This is a genomic window from Hydrogenophaga palleronii, from assembly GCF_031457455.1.
In the GTDB taxonomy this organism is placed as follows: Bacteria; Pseudomonadota; Gammaproteobacteria; order Burkholderiales; family Burkholderiaceae_C; genus Hydrogenophaga; species Hydrogenophaga palleronii_A.
Map to the genome: position 1 here is coordinate 137766 of NZ_JAVDWU010000011.1, position 18381 is coordinate 156146.

The 18381-nt window shown below is 63.5% G+C and carries 21 protein-coding genes; 16 read left to right on the forward strand and 5 right to left on the reverse strand.

All coding sequences use genetic code 11. The features are described from left to right. Position 1: 1 nt before the first annotated feature. Genes paaC through paaA form a run of 3 tightly spaced genes read right to left on the reverse strand, consistent with a single transcriptional unit; the run spans position 2 to position 2258 of the window. Positions 2-937, reverse strand: coding sequence for a 1,2-phenylacetyl-CoA epoxidase subunit PaaC (gene paaC, locus J2W49_RS21870; protein ID WP_310321127.1), 936 nt, complete (start codon positions 935-937; stop codon positions 2-4). Next, positions 937-1233, reverse strand: coding sequence for a 1,2-phenylacetyl-CoA epoxidase subunit PaaB (gene paaB / locus J2W49_RS21875; RefSeq protein ID WP_310321130.1), 297 nt, complete (start codon positions 1231-1233; stop codon positions 937-939). The genes paaC and paaB overlap by 1 nt, the downstream gene beginning before the upstream one ends. Further along, positions 1230-2258 (reverse strand): 1,2-phenylacetyl-CoA epoxidase subunit PaaA, encoded by a 1029-nt coding sequence (paaA, locus tag J2W49_RS21880; protein WP_310321133.1) that lies wholly within the window; start codon positions 2256-2258, stop codon positions 1230-1232. The genes paaB and paaA overlap by 4 nt, the downstream gene beginning before the upstream one ends. A gap of 253 nt (positions 2259-2511) precedes the next feature. Here paaA and J2W49_RS21885 point away from each other — a divergent pair, with 253 nt between their 5' ends. Beyond that, positions 2512-3090 carry a CAP domain-containing protein gene (locus J2W49_RS21885; protein ID WP_310321136.1) on the forward strand — a complete coding sequence of 193 codons (579 nt, stop codon included), beginning with the start codon at positions 2512-2514 and terminating at the stop codon, positions 3088-3090. Positions 3091-3115: 25 nt separating this feature from the next. Here the strand turns inward: J2W49_RS21885 and J2W49_RS21890 are convergent, their stop codons facing one another. Continuing rightward, on the reverse strand, positions 3116-4033 hold the full coding sequence (locus tag J2W49_RS21890; RefSeq protein WP_310321138.1) for a 23S rRNA (adenine(2030)-N(6))-methyltransferase RlmJ: 918 nt from the start codon (positions 4031-4033) through the stop codon (positions 3116-3118). Positions 4034-4227: 194 nt separating this feature from the next. Here J2W49_RS21890 and rplM point away from each other — a divergent pair, with 194 nt between their 5' ends. The 5 genes from rplM (at position 4228) to erpA (ending at position 6826) form a co-directional block, all read left to right on the forward strand. Then, the gene (gene rplM, locus J2W49_RS21895) at positions 4228-4659 is read left to right on the forward strand and encodes a 50S ribosomal protein L13 (protein WP_304912871.1); all 432 of its coding nucleotides are present in this window, start codon (positions 4228-4230) and stop codon (positions 4657-4659) included. Between the two features lie 12 nt (positions 4660-4671). Then, the gene (gene rpsI / locus J2W49_RS21900) at positions 4672-5064 is read left to right on the forward strand and encodes a 30S ribosomal protein S9 (protein ID WP_304912872.1); all 393 of its coding nucleotides are present in this window, start codon (positions 4672-4674) and stop codon (positions 5062-5064) included. A 131-nt stretch (positions 5065-5195) separates the two neighbouring features. Next, positions 5196-5903, forward strand: coding sequence for a DUF6776 family protein (locus J2W49_RS21905; protein ID WP_310321141.1), 708 nt, complete (start codon positions 5196-5198; stop codon positions 5901-5903). A 32-nt stretch (positions 5904-5935) separates the two neighbouring features. After that, complete coding sequence (locus J2W49_RS21910; protein WP_310321144.1) at positions 5936-6346, forward strand: bactofilin family protein; 411 nt, start codon at positions 5936-5938, stop codon at positions 6344-6346. A 114-nt stretch (positions 6347-6460) separates the two neighbouring features. Next, the gene (erpA, locus tag J2W49_RS21915; RefSeq protein ID WP_310321145.1) at positions 6461-6826 is read left to right on the forward strand and encodes an iron-sulfur cluster insertion protein ErpA; all 366 of its coding nucleotides are present in this window, start codon (positions 6461-6463) and stop codon (positions 6824-6826) included. Positions 6827-7050: 224 nt separating this feature from the next. Here the strand turns inward: erpA and J2W49_RS21920 are convergent, their stop codons facing one another. Next, on the reverse strand, positions 7051-8463 hold the full coding sequence (locus J2W49_RS21920; protein ID WP_310321147.1) for a M23 family metallopeptidase: 1413 nt from the start codon (positions 8461-8463) through the stop codon (positions 7051-7053). A 148-nt stretch (positions 8464-8611) separates the two neighbouring features. Here J2W49_RS21920 and tyrS point away from each other — a divergent pair, with 148 nt between their 5' ends. From tyrS to J2W49_RS21970, 10 genes are all read left to right on the forward strand, one after another. Then, positions 8612-9874, forward strand: coding sequence for a tyrosine--tRNA ligase (tyrS, locus tag J2W49_RS21925; RefSeq protein ID WP_310321149.1), 1263 nt, complete (start codon positions 8612-8614; stop codon positions 9872-9874). Positions 9875-9994: 120 nt separating this feature from the next. After that, the gene (locus tag J2W49_RS21930) at positions 9995-10900 is read left to right on the forward strand and encodes a cation diffusion facilitator family transporter (RefSeq protein WP_310321151.1); all 906 of its coding nucleotides are present in this window, start codon (positions 9995-9997) and stop codon (positions 10898-10900) included. A gap of 43 nt (positions 10901-10943) precedes the next feature. Then, on the forward strand, positions 10944-11387 hold the full coding sequence (gene dtd, locus J2W49_RS21935) for a D-aminoacyl-tRNA deacylase (RefSeq protein ID WP_310321153.1): 444 nt from the start codon (positions 10944-10946) through the stop codon (positions 11385-11387). Between the two features lie 207 nt (positions 11388-11594). Beyond that, complete coding sequence (locus J2W49_RS21940) at positions 11595-12929, forward strand: NAD(P)/FAD-dependent oxidoreductase (protein WP_310321156.1); 1335 nt, start codon at positions 11595-11597, stop codon at positions 12927-12929. Then, positions 12929-13924 carry a chorismate transformation FkbO/Hyg5 family protein gene (locus J2W49_RS21945; protein WP_310321159.1) on the forward strand — a complete coding sequence of 332 codons (996 nt, stop codon included), beginning with the start codon at positions 12929-12931 and terminating at the stop codon, positions 13922-13924. Before J2W49_RS21940 ends, J2W49_RS21945 begins: the two co-directional genes overlap by 1 nt. 2 nt (positions 13925-13926) lie before the next feature. Then, entirely contained in the window at positions 13927-14787 is an 861-nt protein-coding gene (locus tag J2W49_RS21950; RefSeq protein WP_310321161.1) for a MipA/OmpV family protein, read from the forward strand. After that, on the forward strand, positions 14780-15604 hold the full coding sequence (locus J2W49_RS21955; RefSeq protein WP_310321164.1) for a lysophospholipid acyltransferase family protein: 825 nt from the start codon (positions 14780-14782) through the stop codon (positions 15602-15604). Before J2W49_RS21950 ends, J2W49_RS21955 begins: the two co-directional genes overlap by 8 nt. Beyond that, positions 15571-16326 carry a glycosyltransferase family 2 protein gene (locus J2W49_RS21960; RefSeq protein WP_310321167.1) on the forward strand — a complete coding sequence of 252 codons (756 nt, stop codon included), beginning with the start codon at positions 15571-15573 and terminating at the stop codon, positions 16324-16326. Before J2W49_RS21955 ends, J2W49_RS21960 begins: the two co-directional genes overlap by 34 nt. Positions 16327-16337: 11 nt before the next feature. Beyond that, a complete protein-coding gene (locus J2W49_RS21965) occupies positions 16338-17087 on the forward strand; it encodes a class I SAM-dependent methyltransferase (protein ID WP_310321169.1) in 750 nt (249 codons plus the stop codon). A 30-nt stretch (positions 17088-17117) separates the two neighbouring features. Further along, on the forward strand, positions 17118-18320 hold the full coding sequence (locus J2W49_RS21970) for a cation:proton antiporter (protein ID WP_310321171.1): 1203 nt from the start codon (positions 17118-17120) through the stop codon (positions 18318-18320). The last annotated feature ends 61 nt before the right edge of the window (positions 18321-18381 follow it).

An 18381-nucleotide genomic window follows, 5' to 3' on the forward strand; every position in this document is an offset into this window, starting at 1 on the left:
TTCACCACACCGCTTGCGGGTGCGCGCGCGCAAGGCTTTGCATTTCGGCAAGCAGGAAATCCATGTGCTCGGAATGCATGCCCCGTTTTCCCTGCGGCACGTGGCCGCGCATCGGCGGTCGAACCAGCGTAGCGGCTCGAAGGGTGTCGTCGACCAGCGCATCCCATTCCAGGTGCAGGGTGGCCACGTCGATGCCGGTGCCGCTGGCCACTGCCTGCGCCTCCGCGTCGCTGCCGATCCAGAACTCCTGACAGTAAGGCAGCAGGTGGTTCAGCGCGGCCTGGGCCCGTGCGTGCGATTCGTCGGTGCCGTCGCCGAAGCGCACCAGCCAGTCGCTGGCGTGCCGCAGGTGGTAGCGCACTTCCTTCAGTGACTTGGCAGCAATCGCCGCCAGGTGCGCATCGGCGGAAGTCTGTAGCCGATCCCACACCAGCACCATGAGTGCGCTGTAGAGGAAGTTGCGCGTGATGGTGGTGGCGTAGTCGCGGTCACCCGCTGCCGTGGCGGCCAGGGGGCCGCTGTGCGGCAGTTCCAGCAGCGTGAGGTTGCGGAACTCGGCGGTGTCGCGGAAGTACGCCAGTGTGTCCTCGGTCACGCTGCCATCGGTGCGCGCGCCTTGCAGCTGTTCGAACCGCTTCGCCAAGTCGGGGTCGTTGTTGATGAGCGCGGCCGCGTGCTGGTAGAGCATGCGCGCCTGGCCCAGCAGATCAAGGCTGTTGTTCGCCAGAGCCAGGTCTTCCTCGAGCACGGGCCCGTGGCCGCACCACTCGGCGTTGCGTTGACCCAGCACAAGGGCGTTGTCGGCCAGGTGCAGCAAATAGTCCACCGGTGCATGGGTAGAAGCCGCACGCACGGCCCCCACACTTCCCACTTCGTGTGGTGCGCTGCCCCCCGAGGGGGCACCCGCTGGTTTGGAGCGGTCCTGCACGGCGCTCATCACATGTGCCCCACTTTGTCGGGGATTTCGTAGAAGGTCGGATGACGGTACACCTTGTCGGCCGCCGGGTCGAAGAAGCTGTCCTTGCTGTCGGGCTCACTGGCCGTGATGCTGTTGGACGGCACGACCCAGATGCTCACGCCTTCCTGGCGACGGGTGTAGACGTCACGCGCCATCTGAAGCGCGTGAGGTGCGTCGCTCGCGTGCAGGCTGCCGCAGTGCTTGTGTTCCAGGCCCTGCTTGCTGCGAACAAAAACTTCCCAGAGGGGCCATTCTTTTAGAGCAGTGGTGTTCATGCCGCCTCCTTCATGGCGCGTGCCTGTTGTTTGCTCGCGTGAGCCAACGCCGCTTCGCGCACCCAGGCCCCGTCGTTCCAGGCTTTCACCCGGGTGGCCAGGCGTTCCTTGTTGCAAGGGCCGTCACCGTTGACCACGGCCCAGAACTCGTCCCAGTCGATCTGGCCATAGTCGTGGTGACCGCGTGCTTCGTTCCACTTCAGCTCGGGGTCGGGCAAGGTCACACCCAGCACATCGGCCTGCGGCACCGTGGCATCAACGAACTTCTGGCGCAGGTCGTCGTTGCTGATGCGCTTGATGCCCCAGCGCATGCCTTGCACGCTGTTGGGGCTGTCCGCGTCTGGGGGACCGAACATGGCGAGGCACTTCCACCACCAGCGGTTCACAGCGTCCTGCACCATGGCCTTTTGCTCGTCGGTGCCCTGCATCATGGTCAGCAAGGCCTCGTAGCCCTGGCGCTGGTGGAAGCTTTCCTCCTTGCAGACGCGAATCATGGCGCGGGCGTAGGGGCCGTAGCTGCAGCGGCACAACGGAATCTGGTTCATGATCGCCGCGCCATCCACCAGCCAGCCGATCACGCCGACATCGGCCCAGGTCAAGGTGGGGTAGTTGAAGATGGAGCTGTATTTGGCCTTGCCGCTGTGCAGCGCGTCGAACATCTGGTCTCGGCTGGTGCCCAGGGTTTCGGCGGCGCTGTAGAGGTAAAGACCGTGTCCGCCCTCGTCCTGCACCTTGGCCACCAGGATGGCCTTGCGCTTGAGGCTGGGTGCGCGAGAGATCCAGTTGCCTTCGGGCAGCATACCCACGATCTCGCTGTGCGCGTGCTGGCTGATCTGGCGCACCAGGGTCTTGCGGTAGGCGTCTGGCATCCAGTCGCGCGGCTCGATCTTGCCGTCGGCGTCGATCACGGCATCGAAGCCGGCCTGCAGCGTCGGGTCCACCTTGCTGGCGGTGTCGGGCACGACCTTCAATCCGCCGGACTTGCCGTCGGATTCGTCTGGGACGTTGAAAGATTGGGTGTACATCGGCGACTCCTTTGCCAGCAGCTCTGCGCCGGCCGGGCCAGTATAGCCAATTAACCGACCGATCGGTCGGTTAATTGGCTGACCGGCGTCAGGGTTTTCCAGAACGCCAGCAGGGATGACACGCTTTCGCATCTGCTCCTTTGCTCACGCATGGCTGGACGTACAGTCGCTGACGATGACACCGTCAGCAATCCTTTCGACGAACCCATACCCTGCACCTCGCACAAGTGATGTCTGGAGGATCGCCAAGGGCATGCTCCTGCTCGCTGCGGCCCTTGCCACCTGTGGCGGCGGCTGCGAGGCTGAGTCCAGCGGTTCTTCAAGTGGCGGCGACGGGGATGCGGGGCATCCGGCAGCGGCTCCCGTGGCCTTTTCCGGGCTGGTCGCCATGAACGCCAGCACAAGTTGTGGAATCCCCGGCTTTCAGGCGGACCTGCTCCAGCACATCAACGCCGCCCGGGCCACCGCTCGTCCGTGTGGTGCCAATGCCATGCCCGCCGCAGCGCCGCTGAGCTGGAATGCCCGCCTTTTCTCAGCGGCTGCCCGCCACTCCAGTGACATGGCCCGGAACAACCACTTTTCCCACACGAGCGGGGACGGTCGCAGCATGGGTGAGCGGGTCAGCAGGGAAGGCTATGCCTGGACGGCTGTCGCGGAGAACATTGCCGCTGGCCAAGGGTCAGTGGGTTCGGTCATGGCGACCTGGTTGTCCAGCCCCGGGCATTGCGCCAACATCATGCATGCCAACTACACCCACGTCGCCGTATCCTGTGTGCACCAGACGGGCAGCCGCTATGGCCGGTACTGGACGATGGTCCTGGCCAAGCCCTGAGGCACTGGCTAGCCACTGCACTGGTTCAGCCGCCCCCGGTGTCGAGCGACTGCGCCTTGCCCCTGCCGCGGCCCAGCACATCAAGCAGTACTGGCAATGCGGCCTGCAATGAGGCCTTGAGTGTGTGTGGCGGGTTGACCACGAACATGCCGCTGGCCGTCAGGCCCGGGCGGTCGCCCGGTCCATGTGTCGGATCCTGACCAATGGCGAGCGTGGCGTGCAGCCAGGGCCGCTTGGCCTGGTTGGACAAGGTCTTCAGCCGCCGGGGCAGGTCGTGGGCCTCCGGTCGCGGAATGACCGGGTACCAGACGAGGTAGGTGCCGGTGGGAAAGCGCTTGATCTGCTCCTGGATGCAGGCGCTCACCTTGCCGTAGTCTGACTTCAACTCGTAGCTGGGGTCCATCAGCACCATGGCGCGGCGGGAACCGGTGGCAGAAGGTGGCGGGGGCAAGAGCGGCTTCAGGCCTTCAAAGCCGTCTTCCCTCGCCACGGCCACTTGCCGACCCGCCTCCAGCTGGGCAATGTTGGCTGACAACGTCCTGCTGTCGGTCGGGTGCAGTTCAAAAAGCTTGAGCTTGTCGCGCGATTCCGTGCGCAGCAGTTGGTGCATCACAAACGGCGAGCCCGGGTACACCCTGAGCGCCCCCGACGGATTGAAGCTGGCTACCAGGTCCAGGTAGTCGTCGAGCGCAGGGGTGGACGACACGGCCTTTCCCTCTGCGGGCCTGAGCGCCCCCATCAGCTTGATCACACCGTCCTTGGCCTCGCCGCCGGTCTCGGTGTAATCGCCGTCCAGGCGGTAGAGGCCGGCCCCTGCGTGGGTGTCCACCATGGTCAGGCCGGCCTCTTTTTGCATCAGATGACGCAAAGTGGCGATGAGAACCGTGTGCTTGAGCACATCGGCGTGATTGCCTGCATGAAAGGCGTGTCGGTAACTGAACATCCGCGCATGTTAGCGTTTGGCGCCCCACAATCGAACAATATTTGCGCCAGTTGCGGAATCTTTCGTACAATCGAGGGCTTCGCAGCGATTTGCTGGCTCCGCGGCGAAGCATCCATACCCCACCTAAGAGCGTTCCATCAGAGAACGACCGACCGTGGAAAAGAGCCGCCAAACCACCTCTTCAAGAGAAACTCATGACCAAAACGTTCAGCGCCAAAGCAGCTGACGTGACGCACGAGTGGTTTGTGATTGACGCGACCGACAAGGTCCTCGGACGAGTAGCCAGTGAAGTTGCTCTCCGTTTGCGCGGCAAACACAAGGCCATTTACACGCCTCACGTCGATACCGGTGACTACATCGTCATCATCAACGCAGCCAAAATCCGCGTCACGGGCAACAAGGCCCTCGACAAGGTGTACTACCGCCATTCGGGCTACCCCGGCGGTATCTCTGCCACCAACTTCCGCGACATGCAGGCCAAGCACCCAGGCCGCGCGCTCGAGAAGGCCGTCAAGGGCATGCTGCCCAAGGGTCCTCTGGGCTACGCCATGATCAAGAAGCTCAAGGTGTACGGTGGTGCAGAGCATCCCCACACCGCCCAACAGCCGCAAGTGCTGGAACTCTAAAGGAGCCTTGAGATGATTGGTGAATGGAACAATGGCACCGGCCGTCGCAAATCGAGCGTCGCCCGCGTGTTTCTGAAAAAAGGCTCTGGCAAGATCACGGTCAATGGCAAGGACATTCAGGCCTACTTCGGCCGTGAGACCTCCATCATGATCGCCAAGCAGCCCCTGATGCTGACCAACCACGCCGAAACCTTCGACGTGCAAGTCAACGTTCATGGTGGTGGCGAGTCCGGCCAAGCCGGTGCGGTGCGTCATGGCATCACCCGCGCCCTGATCGACTACGACGCAAGCCTGAAGCCCGGCCTGTCACAAGCCGGCTACGTGACCCGCGATGCACGCGAGGTCGAGCGTAAGAAAGTCGGCTTGCGTTCTGCTCGCCGTCGCAAGCAGTTCAGCAAGCGCTAAAGCGCCTGGTTGCTGCAACAGAAACCGCCTTCAAGAACTTTCTTGGGGCGGTTTTTGCGTTTTGGGGACTTGCAGAACAGCTTGCCCGATGGAGCCAGCGGTGGTCTGCCCAAATGCGGAAAGGTGAATGAATGCGGTTTCGGCTGCTTCGCAGAAGATTGACGGTCAGTGCCCCCCGTGTGGCGATACGCAGTGCGCTCCCCTGGCCCCTGCGTTGGTTGCTGGGTGCGGTGGTGCTGGGGTTCTCGGCGGCTCTGGCTCTGTGGGCCTTCGAGTTCGGGCAGGACATTGCCGGCCTTGATCGCAAATCCAAAAAGGAACTGGCAGCGCTACGCAGCGAAGTGCAAACCTTGCGCAGCGATCTGGAAAGAGCGCAGTCCGTGGCCGACATTTCCGAGAGCCTGCTGACCACCGAAAAGGCGGCCCAGGAAAGGCTGACACAGATGATCCGCCAGCTTGAGGCCGACAACCGCGCTTTGCGGAGTGACCTGGGCTTTTTCGAGAATCTGATTCCCTCCACCGGAAGCGAGGTGCTCAGCATTCGCAGCCTGCAGGTTGAACGGCTGTCGGAAGGCCAGCTCAAATGGCAGGCCTTGTTGATCCAGGCGTCCAAGACAGCACCCGATTTCAACGGTGTGATCGAAATCGAGCTTGGAGGCTTGCTGGAGGGCCAGCCCTGGAGCCTTGACCATTCCGATGCCCCGCAACGGGTCTCGATTCAACGTTATCTGCGGGTGGAAGGCGTGGTGGACGTGCCGCCTTTCGTCGTGGTACAAACCGTGACCGCGCGCATCTTGCAAGGCAGTGCGGTCAAGGCTGTGCATACCGTGAAGCTTTGATTCCAAATTCCGTCGTCAGGAGGCCCATCGGCATGTTCAACAAGAAAAAGCAACCCCCCATCAAGAGTCTGATCGCACAAGGCACGCGCATTGACGGCAATGTCACTTTCCATGATGGCTTGCGTATCGACGGTGAAGTGGTGGGTGACATTCTTGCAAGCAGTGAACAGCCCAGCATCCTGGTGATCAGCGAACTGGCCAGTGTGAGCGGTCGCATCACCGCAGACCACGTGATCATCAATGGGTCGGTCAAGGGCCCGGTGCACGCCCTGGACTTGCTGGAGCTGCAGCCCAAGGCGCGCATCGAAGGCGACGTGTCGTACAAGGCTCTGGAGATGCATCAAGGCGCCACCATCGCCGGCCAGCTCAAACCCATGGCGCATGACGCCTCTGGCTCCGAAGAAGACAAACCCACACTGAAATTGGCGGCAAATAACGGGTAGAGGCAATTCCGAGCGATTTGCTTTACTATCAGCGCATTGGACGGGTGAGTGGCACCCGTTCCTGACTCTGAGGCCCGTCTTTTCGCGGGTCCGGATTTCGTCAAGAGGTATCTCATGAGCGCTGTGGCCGATAACATCCAGACCGACATGCCAGCACCGCTGGTCTTCACCGACAGCGCCGCTGCCAAAGTGGCCGAGCTCGTGGCCGAAGAGGGCAATCCCGATCTCAAGCTGCGGGTGTTTGTGCAGGGCGGTGGCTGCTCGGGTTTCCAGTACGGATTCACTTTTGACGAAGTGGTGAACGAGGACGACACCCAGATGAGCAAGAACGGTGTGTCGCTGCTGATCGACGCCATGAGCTACCAGTATCTGGTGGGCGCGGAAATCGACTACAAGGAAGATCTGGAAGGCGCACAGTTCGTGATCAAGAACCCCAATGCCTCCACCACCTGCGGTTGCGGCTCCAGCTTCAGCGTTTGAGGCTGCCCGCCAGAGAGAGAGAGCGTTGTCAGCCAAGCCTGACCACACCTCACCGACCAGAAAGAGAAAAGGAGCCGACAGGCTCCTTTTCTTTTTTTCGTCTAACCCCGGGACGCCACCCGACGCGAAGTGCCCCATCCAGAGATACCGAGGATCCGGCTCTGCCGGTCCCAGGTATCGCCCCCTTGAGGGGGTGCCGCGAAGCGGCGCGGGGGTGTGTCTACCTACTCTGCGCTGGCCTGCACGATGGTGGTGGCCGCATCGAGTTTGAGGCGTTGAGCGCTGGCCACGGCCGAGAAGCGGGCACGCAGGGCCGGGTTCAAGGGCACGCTTTCGCTGTTGCGCAAGGCAACCAGCGGATCCTGGTGCACCCCCTTGTCACGGAACTCGAAGTGCAGGTGAGGGCCGGTGCAGGTGCCCGTGCAACCCACGGCGCCGACGGCATCACCCTGGGATACCCGCTGCCCTGTGCGCACATTCAGGCGGCTCAGGTGCGCGTACACCGTGGTGTGCTGCTTGCGGTGGGTGATGAACACCACATTGCCATAGCCACGCTGCTGGCCGGCGAAAGCCACCACGCCATCACCAATGGTCCGGACCGGTGTGCCGGTGGGGGCCGCATAGTCCACCCCCAGATGGGGCTTGCGCCCCCCGATGACCGGATGGAAGCGCATGCCGTAGCCGCTGCTTACCCGGGTGAATTGCAGCGGGGACGCAAGGTACTCCTTGCGTGCGCTCTGGCCGTCGAAACTGTAGTACGCACCCTTTTGGTCAGACTCCCCGAACCACACCGCAGAATGTGCCCGCCCGTTGTTGATGAACTCGGCACTGAGCACGCGGCCCGTCGTCATGACCTCGCCATCTGCCTCAAGGACCTCGTAGGCCAGGCTGAACCGGTCGCCCTGGCGCAGGTCGCGCCGGAAATCGATGTCGCCGGAGAACAGCTCGGCGAGCTGGATCGCCACAGCGTCTGGCAAATTGGCTGCGTCGGTGGAGGCAAACAGGGAACTGCGGATGTCGCCACTGCCCAGGCGGGTGGAAGCTTGAAGCGTGCCTTTTTCAAGGCGGGCTTTGAAACCCTGCTCGGTTTTTTCGATCACCAGGCGCTCGAACTCCCGGCTGTTTGATGACGAAGTCCAGCGCGCAGTGAGCTTCTGAAGTTCATGCCGATCGCTGGTTTCTGCCGAAACCAGCTTGGTGCCCCGGCCATCAAAGAGCTGCCGGGCGACCGGGTCGCTGCGAAGGAAGGCCTGTGCTGAAGAATCCGGAATGCCCAGGCGCTGCAGCAGGCTTTGTGAGGTGTCGTCCCTGCGAACGATCTCGCTGCGGAACAGCGAGAAGCCAGCGACTTCGGGCAACAAGTTCAGCTCGGGCTGGGTGGCACCCAGATCGAGCATTTCAGTGACCAGACTCACGGGCAGGTCGGATGCGTCAGGGGCCAGAGGAGCGATACCGAAGGCGGTCACGCCAGTGCCGAGAAGGATGACACCAATGCCACCCATGAGGCGCTTGGGGTGGCGGGCAATGCTTTGGGTTGCGGCCTCGACGGCGTGTGCCAGCGTTTGGAGTAGCGGTCTTGTCAAAACGGATGCCTTCAGGAAACTTGGGTTGGCTTGCCCATGGTTCAAACGCAGCATGGGAGGGTCCACAAGCCATCAAGTTCCCTGCGCGTTTTTGCCGCCAAGGGAACCGGTGAGCCATATGCAAAAATCGCGCCCAACTAAAATTGGCTCACAATCGTCGAGTATAGCCAGCCAAGGCGTTTTCACATCTGAGTTTTTACGTATGAACCCCCCACAAAACGATTCAAAAAGTACTCACAACACGGGTGTCGACGGGGGCGCACTGACAGACGGTGTGCGCAGGGCGCTGGAGGTGACGCTGCGCGGGTGCGAAGAATTGTTACCTCAGACCGATTGGGTACAAAAATTGTCACGTGCAGAAGCCAGTGGTCAGCCGCTGCGCATCAAGCTCGGCCTGGACCCGACGGCACCCGACATCCACATCGGCCATACCGTGGTGCTCAACAAGATGCGCCAGTTGCAGGACCTGGGCCACCAGGTGATCTTCCTGATCGGGGACTTCACCAGTCTGATCGGAGACCCCTCCGGCCGCAACAACACCCGTCCGCCTTTGACCAGCGAGCAGATCAAGGCCAACGCCGAAACCTACTACAAGCAGGCCAGCCTGGTGCTCGACCCCTCGAAGACCGAGATCCGCTACAACAGCGAATGGAGCCTGCCCCTGGGATCCATGGGCATGATCCAGCTCGCTGCCAAATACACGGTGGCGCGGATGATGGAGCGCAACGATTTCCACGACCGCTTCAAGGCGGGAACGCCGATCAGCGTGCACGAGTTCCTGTACCCGTTGATGCAGGGCTACGACTCGGTGGCGCTCAAGAGCGACCTGGAGCTGGGCGGCACGGACCAGAAGTTCAACCTGCTGATGGGGCGTCACCTGCAGACAGAGTACGGGCAGGAGCCTCAGTGCATCCTGACCATGCCGCTGCTCGAAGGCCTCGACGGCGTGGAGAAGATGTCGAAGTCCAAGAACAACTACATCGGCATCACCGAAGAGGCCAACACCATGTTCGCCAAGGTGCTGAGCATCTCCGACACGCTGATGTGGCGCTGGTACACGCTGTTGTCGTTCAAGTCGATGGCTGAGATCGAGGCCCTGAAGAGGGAAGTGGAGGAGGGGCGCAACCCCAAGGATGCCAAGGTGATGCTCGCCAAAGAGATCACCACACGTTTCCACAGCGCTGCCGCCGCCGATGCCGCCGAGCAGGATTTCATCAACCGCAGCAAGGGTGGCGTGCCCGATCAGATTCCCGAGGCTCAGGTGAGCGGCGCGCCCATGGGCGTGGCGGCCTTGTTGAAAGCGGTCGGACTCGCGGCGTCGACCGGCGAAGGCAACCGGCTGATCGAGGGCGGCGGCGTGCGTGTCGACTCCTCCGTGGTCAGCGACAAAGGCTTGAAGCTGGGGGCGGGCACCTATGTGCTGCAGGTGGGCAAGCGCAAATTTGCGAAGGTCACGCTGGCCTGAGCCCGTGGGGCCGCGGTTTACGGGCGGTCTGTCACCCTGTGGTCCGACAGGGGGTGCTTGGCAAATGCTGCACAGCGCTTGTGTCATGCTCCATCTGCGCGCGCCCCAGCGCTGACTTCCATGACGCCAAAAGTCCTGCTCAAACTGTCGATCCTCGTGGCGCTCATCACCATCGTGATGAAGACGCTGGCCTGGGTCATCACCGACTCGGTGGGTTTGCTCTCCGACGCCATGGAGTCGCTGGTGAACCTGGCCAGTGCGGTGTTCGGTCTGGTGATGGTGACCATCGCTGCACGACCGGCAGACGAAGACCATCCCTACGGACACCACAAGGCCGAGTACTTTTCCTCTGGCTTTGAAGGCATCCTGATCATTGCGGCTGCGCTGGGAATCGTGTGGGCTGCCGGTACCCGGCTGCTCGATCCGCAGCCCATCGAGCAGGTTGGCTGGGGACTGGCGTTGTCGGTCGGCAGTTCGGCGCTCAATGGTCTGCTGGCCTGGTTCATGTTCAGAGCGGCCAAGGTGCACCGATCGATTGCGCTGGAGGCCGATGCCAGGCACCTGGTCACCGACGTCTGGACATCGGCCGGCGTGGTGGTGGGCCTGGTGTTGGTACACCTCAGCGGCTGGCTCTGGCTGGACCCTCTGTTGGCCATGGGTGTCGCGGCCAACATCATGAAGGAGGGTGTTCATCTGATGTGGCGCTCTTCGCAAGGTCTGATGGATGAAGCGGTGGAGCCCGAGGTGATGGCCACCATCCAGCAGACGCTGGACGGGTTCGCCTCGGCCGAGGGCGAAGCCACCATCATCCGATTCGACCACGTGAGCACGCGCAAGGCCGGCCAGCGCCGCTTCGTTGACCTGCACATGCACATGCCCGCAGCCTGGTCGCTGGGCCGTGCCGCTGCCGTGCGCGCCAGTGTCGAACAGGCCCTCATGAGTGCCGTGCCCGGCCTGCGCGCCACCATTCAGTTGCTGCCCAGCGATGTGGAGGCGCACTTTGACGATGAAAAGGATCTGATATGACGCATCCCCCGTTCGTGGCACCCTGTTTGACGGAGCCGTTCGCATGATGGCCCTGCTGCAGCGCGTGAGTGAGGCGCGCGTGGACATCGCTGGCGAGACGGTCGGCGCGATCGGGCGCGGGCTGCTGGTGCTGCTGTGCGCCGAGCCCGGCGACACCGAGACCGTGGGCGAGAAGATGCTGGCCAAGATCCTGAAGCTGCGCATCTTTGGCGACGATGCCGGCAAGATGAACCTCAGCGTTCAGGACGTGGGCGGTGGCATGCTGGTGGTGAGCCAGTTCACCCTGGCGGCCGACACCAGAAGCGGCAACCGGCCCGGTTTCACGGGCGCGGCGTCCCCCGCACTCGGCGAAGCCCTGTATGAGGCCTTTGTTCAGTCGGCCCGCGCACAGCATCCGGTGGTGCAGATCGGTCGCTTCGGTGCCGACATGCAGGTGCACCTGGTCAACGACGGACCTGTCACCATCCCGCTCAGGGTGACCGCATGAACGGGGCTTGGCCCCTGTTACATTCGCCCACCGGGGGTGTGCAAGCCGCGCCATGGCCACCGCTATACTTCGCCACCGCGGGGCTTCTCAGGCGCCGTTCTGCCCGGCTGCTCCCCTGTCAGAGCCGTGTACCGCCACCTGCGCGACGAGGCTCGGGCGGCCCCACCGAATCCATTGGCCTACCCGGCTCTGCCAGAGGCTCGTCCCATGCAACACCCTTCACAAACACCTGAAATCCGGCGCTGCGACGTGCTGGTGATCGGCGGTGGTCCGGCAGGATCAACCGTGGCGCCTTTGCTGGCGGAAAAGGGGCACCACGTTGTGCTGCTGGAAAAGGCGCACCATCCCCGCTTTCACATTGGCGAATCGCTGTTGCCGGCCAATCTGCCGTTGCTGGAGCGCATGGGCGTTGCCGAGGAGGTCAAGGCCATTGGCATGTACAAACCCGGCGCCGAATTTGTGTCGCCATGGCACGAACATTCACAGGTGTTTCAATTTGCCGATGCCTGGGACAAGTCCATGCCGCACGCCTACCAGGTCAAGCGTTCGGCCTTTGACGAGATCCTGATCCGCAACGCAGCAAAAAAAGGCGCGACGGTGATCGAGGGCTGCAAAGCCACAGGTGTGGAGTTCCTGCCCGATGACAGCGTGATGGTGAAGTCCACGCTGGACGATGGCCATGAGGTGCACTGGCATGCCCGTTTCCTGATCGATGCATCGGGCCGCGACACCTTCCTGGCCAACCGGTTCCGAATCAAGCAGCGCAGCGAGAAACACAACAGTGCGGCTGTCTATGGGCATTTTGCGAATGTGGAGCGCAAAGAGGGACCGACCGAGGGCAACATCACCGTGTTCTGGTTCGACCACGGCTGGTTCTGGTTCATTCCGCTCGTTGACGGCGTGACCAGCATTGGCATGGTGACCTGGCCCTATTTCATGAAGACGCGCGGCAAGCGCAGCCTGACGCAGTTCCTGCAGGATGGCATCGCATCCTGTCCCGGCCTGGCCGCCCGCATGAAATCGGCCACCCTGGTCAATGAGGTCGAGGCCACCGGCAATTTTTCCTACACATCGGCACGCAACCACGGTCGCAACTACGTGCTGCTGGGCGACGCCTATGCCTTCATCGATCCGGTGTTTTCCTCGGGCGTGATGCTGGCCATGCACAGTGGGGTGGTCGCGGCCGAAACGGTGGACACCTGCCTGAAGACGCCGCAGAAGGTCGCTGCCGCGCTCAAGCACTTCGATCGCCAGATGCGCCACGGGCCGACCGAGTTTTCATGGTTCATCTACCGGGTGACCAACCCCATCATGCGCGACCTGCTCATGCACCCGAGGAACATGTTCCGCATGAAGGAAGCGTTGCTGTCGGTGCTGGCCGGCGACATCTACGGCAAGACACCCATCTGGCGTTCGGTGCGCACCTTCAAGCTGCTGTACTACATCGCCAATGTGATCCAGCCGCAGCGCGCTTTTCTGGCCTGGAAGCGCAGGCGTTTCAACATTCGCAGGGTGGAAGACGCAGCCCTCCACAACGCCTAGTGGCGCTGGATCTCGTCATCGCTGACAGCCCCTTTGCCGGCGAAGCCGCAAAGGTGCTGGGGGGCGCCCTGCTGGGCATGGGTCCCGTGCCGCGCGCGGGATGGCCGCTGCAGCACCTGGGCGCAACGCTGCTGGGCTCGGATGGGCCTGTCTTGCACGAAACCTGGCTGGTTGACGGTGCGCCGGTCGCAGCAGGCCACTCTGAAGGCATTGACTGGCGCCGCTGCGGTGACCTGCTGTATGGCGTGATCGAACTGGCCGAAGACGCGCTGCCTGCCAACGCTGATGAAACCGCCTTGCAGGTGGCCAGCAAGGCTGCCTATGCGCGCATCTTCCGCCTGCTGGATGCGCAGGGCCTGCCCCATCTGTGGCGGGCCTGGAACTACCTGGCCGACATCCACGGCGACGACGCAGGCCTGGAGCGATACCGCCGCTTCAATATGGGTCGGGGTTCCGCCTTTGAGCAGGCCTCGCGAAGTGTGGTGGGGCGTGTGCCGGCCGCCTGTGCGCTCGGCGTGGCCCAGGGGCCGTTGTCGGTGGCGTTCCTGGCCGGCACGGTGCCGGCCGTACCGATCGAGAACCCACGCCAGGTCAGCGCCTACCTGTACCCGCGGGAATACGGGCCGCGCAGCCCGACTTTTTCGCGCGCGGCACTGGTCTACCCGCCCGGGCAGGAACTGCTGTTCATCTCTGGAACAGCCAGCATCGTGGGTCACCGCAGCCTTCACGATGGCGATGTGCAGGCGCAAAGCCATGAAACGCTGGACAACATTGCTGCGGTGGTGGCCGAGGCCAATCGCGTCAGCCGTCTGGGCCGGTTCACCCTGGACGGCTTGAGCTACCGTGTCTATGTCAGGCACGCCGAGCACTTCGAAGCCGTGCGCAGCCTGCTGCGGCAGCGCTGCGGCGATGCACCGACCGTCTACCTTCAGGCCGACGTCTGCCGCGTTGAACTGCTGGTGGAAATCGAAGCCATGGCCGGCCATACCGCCTGAACATGGACCACACACCGGAGAACACCTTGCGCAGCTTCAGAACCCTTTCTCTTGGTCTGGTGCTGGCCTGTGCTTGCGCCTCGGCCATGGCAGAAAAAACCGCACCTCTGTGGGAGCTGGGTGCCGGCGTGGCCGCCTTCAGTTTCCCCGCCTACCGGGGTTCCGACGAGACCAAACAGTTTGTCCTGCCGGTGCCGTACTTCGTGTACCGCGGCCAATTCCTCAAGGCCGACCGCGAGGGCGTGCGGGCACGGCTGTTCGCGTCCGACCACGTGAACCTGACCGTCTCTGCCGCGCTGTCTCCGCCTGCCACCAGCGACGACATTCTTGCCCGTGCCGGCATGCCCGACCTGCGCGCATCGTTCGAAGTGGGGCCGCAACTGGACCTGACCCTCTGGCGAGCCGAGGATCGGGGGCGCTCCCTCAAGCTGTTGCTGCCGCTGCGCACCGCTTACACACTGGAGCGTTCGCCGCAGCACATCGGCTGGGTATTCCATCCGAAGTTGAATCTTGATGCGGGCGACCTGCCAGGCCTGCGCGGCTGGAACGTGGGCGTGCAGGCCGGCCCCCTGTTTGGCGACCGGCGCCAGCATGCCTACTACTACGGCGTGGATCCCGCGTTTGCCACAGCCGATCGTCCGGCTTACGCGGCCGGCGCTGGCTATGCCGGCATGCAGTACCTGCTGGGTGTGTCCAGGCGCTACCCTTCCCACTGGGTCGGCGCCTTCCTGCGCTACGACTCGCTCAGGGGTGCAAGTTTTGCCGACAGCCCGCTGGTGCGGGATCGCAACTACCTGGCCGCTGGCCTGGCCGTGACCTGGATCTTCGGTCAGTCGGCCACCCGCGTGTCCATCGATGACTGAATCCCGCCGACCGTCCCTGCTGTGGCGCGCCTACGAGGTGCTGGCCATGGGCATCGGCCTGGGTGGGCTGGCGGTGTTGTGTCTGCTGTGGTTGCCTTTTGCCATGCTGCTGTACCCGCTGCTGCCCAAGAGGGCCGGTCAGGCACTGGGGCGCCATGCCATCAGCCTGATTGCGCGCGCGTACCTGTGGCTGCTGAAATGGGTGTGCGCCTGCCGGTTCGACCTCCGCGAACTGGACCGGCTGCAGGGCGACGCGCCGCTGATCGTGGCCGCCAACCATCCCTCTCTGCTCGATGCCGTGCTGATCCTCTCGCGCCTGCCCAACGCGGTGTGCGTGATGAAGGCCAGCCTGATGGACAACGTGCTGTTCGGCTCGGGTGCACGCTTGGCGCGCTACATCCGAAACCACGCACCCGTGGAAATGGTGCTGGGCGCACGCGAAGAGCTTCGCGGTGGTGCCCAGCTCATCATCTTTCCGGAAGGCACACGCACCACAGACTTCCCCGTCGGCCCTTGCCTGCCCGGCACCGCGTTGATCGCGGCGCGCGCCGGCGTGCCGGTGCAGACGGTGCTGATCGAGTTCTCCACACCCTACCTCGGCAAGGCCTGGCCGCTGTTTCGCCCACCCGAGTTGCCCCTGCGATGCCGCGTGCGGCTGGGCCGCAGGTTCGATCCACCCACCGATGTGCGTGCCTTCACGCTGGAGCTGGAGGCCTACTTCCGCGCCGAACTGAGCGAACTGCCCGTGGCTGCGGCCGCAACCGCGCTTTCTGAAATGCCCCCATGCCCGAAACCTCCCGCAGCCATCTCGTCCTGATCCCCAGCTACAACCCGGGCCCGGGCGTGGTCGCCACCGTGTTGGGGGCTCGCGCGCAATGGTCGCCCGTGTGGGTGGTGGTCGATGGCAGCACCGACGGCACTGACAAACTGCTGCAGAACATGGCCGCCAACGATCCCGGGTTGAGCGTGCTGGTGTTGCCACGCAACCAGGGCAAAGGTTCTGCCGTGCTGGCGGGCATTGAAGCCGCGGCGGCACAGGGCTTCACCCACGCACTCACCATGGACTCGGACGGCCAGCATCCGGCAGACCTGATCCCCTCCTTCATGGCGGCCTCCCAGGCTGCCCCGGAAGCCATGGTGCTGGGCAAACCTGTGTTTGGCGCGGAAGCCCCTGCGTTGCGGGTCAATGGGCGCAAGGTCTCCAATGGCTGGGCCAACCTGGAAACACTCTGGATGGGTGTGGGCGATTCGCTGTACGGCTTTCGTGTTTACCCGATCGCCCCACTGACGAAGATCATGCGCGGCAACCTGTTCATGCGCCGCTTCGACTTCGACCCCGAAGCGGTGGTGCGGCTGTGCTGGGCCGGCGTGAGACCGATCAACATCGACGCACCCGTGCGTTACCTCTCGGCCGAGGAGGGCGGCGTCTCGCATTTCAAATACCTGCGGGACAACGTGCTGTTGACCTGGATGCACACCCGCCTGTTCCTGGGTTTTCTGTTCCGACTGCCGGTGCTCGTGGCACGGCGGTTTTTTTAACTTGCCGCGACATGACGCCACGCAACGCCCCTTTGACCGACGATCCACGTCTGAAGACCTATTTTGAAGGCGAGGAAGAGCGCCGTGCGCTCACCCGCGACCTCTTCAATGAAGCCGCGGTGGGCTACGACAGTGCCGAAAGCCTGACCGCCATGGGCAGTGGCGCCTGGTACCGCCGCGACGTGCTGCGCCGATGCGGCCTGCGACCAGGCATGCGGTTGCTCGACGTGGCAGCGGGCACCGGTCTGGTCACCGTGGCGGCGCAAGAACTGGTGGGTCTCGCGGGGCACGTCACGGCGCTCGACCCTTCCCCGGGCATGCTGGCCGAGCTGCGCAAGAAGATCGATGTGCAGACCATCGAGGCGTTTGCCGAATCCATTCCACTGCCTGATGCGTCCTTCGACTTCGTGTCCATGGGCTATGCCCTGCGCCATGTGGCCGATCTGGATCAGGCTTTCGGTGAGTACCTGCGGGTGCTGCGCCCGGGCGGACAGGTCTGCATCATGGAGATCAGCCGGCCCGCCAGCCGGCTGGGCCGGGTGCTGCTGCGCGCCCACATCAGCGTGGTGGTACCTGCCCTGGCCACGCTGACGCGCCAGCGCGCCGAGGTGGGCAAGCTGTGGGAATACTACGGCGACACCATCGAAGCGGCGGTGGACCCGGCAAGCGTGCTGGATGCCCTGCGCCGCGCGGGCTTCGTCGACGTGCACTGCCACGTGACGATGGGTGTGTTCCGAGAGTACGTGGGGCGCCGCCCCTGAACATAAAAAAACGATTGCACTGGAGGGTCAATGATCACCACCGAACTCTTTCTGATCGCCATGGCGGTCATTTTTTCGCTGCCCTGGCTGGTCTGGCGGCTGGGCCGCACCGATTATTGGGCGCCGCTGGTGGTGGTGCAGATCGTGGCCGGCATCCTGCTCGGCCCCGGCGTGATGGGCCGTGTGGCCCCGGAGGCCTACACCTTTGTCTTCACACCGGCGGTGATCCAGTCGCTCAATGGCATTGCCTGGTGGGCCGTGATGCTGTTCGTGATGATCGCCGGCATCGAACTCGACCTGAAGAAAGCCTGGGTGCACCGGCGCGAAAGCGGCATCACAGCCGGCCTGGCGCTGGGCATGCCTCTGGTGTGCGGCTGCGTGGCCGCGCTGGTGATGCTGTCCGCGGGCAGTGGCTGGATGGGCCTGCAAGCGCAAACCTGGCAGTTTGTGCTGGGCGTGGGCATGGCCTGCGCGGTGACGGCTTTGCCGATCCTGATCCTGTTCATGGAAAAGCTGGAAATCCTGCGCCAGCCGCTGGGCCAGCGCATCCTGCGTTACGCCAGCCTGGACGACATTGCCATCTGGGGCGTGCTCGCGCTCATTCTCATGGACTGGGAGCGTGTGGGTCGGCAAGTGGGGTTCATGCTCGCCTTCTTCGTGATCGCGCTGCTGTTCCGGCGCCTGATGCGCTGGTTGCAGGAGCGCGACCGCTGGTACGTCTCGCTGATCTGGCTGGCCGTGTGTGGCTTTGGTGCCGACTGGGCCGGCCTGCACTACATGGTGGGCGCCTTCCTGGCCGGCGCCGTGATGGATGCGGAATGGTTCGACCAGGAGCGCATGGACCTGCTGCGCCACCACGTGCTGCTGGTGATGATGCCGGTGTTCTTCCTGTCCACCGGTTTGCGCACGGAGTGGGCACTGGGCGGTTATGCCGTGTTCGCGGCGGCGGCGCTGTTGCTGGTGGCATCGGTGGCCGGCAAGCTGATGGGCGTGCACCTGGCCGGGCGGGTGCTGCGCTGGGGGCCGGGTGAAGCCAGCATTGTGGGCTGGTTGCTGCAGACCAAGGCGCTCATCATGATCATCTTCGCCAACATCCTGCTGGACAAGGCCGTCATCACCAGCGACACCTTCACGGCCCTGCTGCTGATGGCCGTGGCCAGCACCATGCTCACCGTTCCCATGGTGGCGCCCAAGCTGGCGCGTCTTCGCGAACTGGTGTTGCGTTACCACTGAACGGCGGCGGTGCGCTATCGGGGCATATTCCCGAGTTGAGGGCAGGGCGATTGGCTAAAAT

What these genes read in the sequence shown, in the direction of transcription:
- J2W49_RS21890 (WP_310321138.1), bottom strand. Translation starts at nt 4,033, where the DNA reads ATGTTCAGTTACCGACACGCCTTTCATGCAGGCAATCACGCCGATGTG.
- rpsI (WP_304912872.1), top strand. Translation starts at nt 4,672, where the DNA reads ATGATTGGTGAATGGAACAATGGCACCGGCCGTCGCAAATCGAGCGTC.
- tyrS (WP_310321149.1), top strand. Translation starts at nt 8,612, where the DNA reads ATGAACCCCCCACAAAACGATTCAAAAAGTACTCACAACACGGGTGTC.
- paaC (WP_310321127.1), bottom strand. Translation starts at nt 937, where the DNA reads ATGAGCGCCGTGCAGGACCGCTCCAAACCAGCGGGTGCCCCCTCGGGG.
- J2W49_RS21910 (WP_310321144.1), top strand. Translation starts at nt 5,936, where the DNA reads ATGTTCAACAAGAAAAAGCAACCCCCCATCAAGAGTCTGATCGCACAA.
- J2W49_RS21950 (WP_310321161.1), top strand. Translation starts at nt 13,927, where the DNA reads ATGGACCACACACCGGAGAACACCTTGCGCAGCTTCAGAACCCTTTCT.
- dtd (WP_310321153.1), top strand. Translation starts at nt 10,944, where the DNA reads ATGATGGCCCTGCTGCAGCGCGTGAGTGAGGCGCGCGTGGACATCGCT.
- erpA (WP_310321145.1), top strand. Translation starts at nt 6,461, where the DNA reads ATGAGCGCTGTGGCCGATAACATCCAGACCGACATGCCAGCACCGCTG.
- J2W49_RS21905 (WP_310321141.1), top strand. Translation starts at nt 5,196, where the DNA reads ATGCGGTTTCGGCTGCTTCGCAGAAGATTGACGGTCAGTGCCCCCCGT.
- J2W49_RS21960 (WP_310321167.1), top strand. Translation starts at nt 15,571, where the DNA reads ATGCCCGAAACCTCCCGCAGCCATCTCGTCCTGATCCCCAGCTACAAC.
- J2W49_RS21930 (WP_310321151.1), top strand. Translation starts at nt 9,995, where the DNA reads ATGACGCCAAAAGTCCTGCTCAAACTGTCGATCCTCGTGGCGCTCATC.
- J2W49_RS21965 (WP_310321169.1), top strand. Translation starts at nt 16,338, where the DNA reads ATGACGCCACGCAACGCCCCTTTGACCGACGATCCACGTCTGAAGACC.
- J2W49_RS21955 (WP_310321164.1), top strand. Translation starts at nt 14,780, where the DNA reads ATGACTGAATCCCGCCGACCGTCCCTGCTGTGGCGCGCCTACGAGGTG.
- paaB (WP_310321130.1), bottom strand. Translation starts at nt 1,233, where the DNA reads ATGAACACCACTGCTCTAAAAGAATGGCCCCTCTGGGAAGTTTTTGTT.
- J2W49_RS21970 (WP_310321171.1), top strand. Translation starts at nt 17,118, where the DNA reads ATGATCACCACCGAACTCTTTCTGATCGCCATGGCGGTCATTTTTTCG.
- paaA (WP_310321133.1), bottom strand. Translation starts at nt 2,258, where the DNA reads ATGTACACCCAATCTTTCAACGTCCCAGACGAATCCGACGGCAAGTCC.
- rplM (WP_304912871.1), top strand. Translation starts at nt 4,228, where the DNA reads ATGACCAAAACGTTCAGCGCCAAAGCAGCTGACGTGACGCACGAGTGG.
- J2W49_RS21920 (WP_310321147.1), bottom strand. Translation starts at nt 8,463, where the DNA reads ATGCTGCGTTTGAACCATGGGCAAGCCAACCCAAGTTTCCTGAAGGCA.
- J2W49_RS21940 (WP_310321156.1), top strand. Translation starts at nt 11,595, where the DNA reads ATGCAACACCCTTCACAAACACCTGAAATCCGGCGCTGCGACGTGCTG.
- J2W49_RS21885 (WP_310321136.1), top strand. Translation starts at nt 2,512, where the DNA reads ATGCTCCTGCTCGCTGCGGCCCTTGCCACCTGTGGCGGCGGCTGCGAG.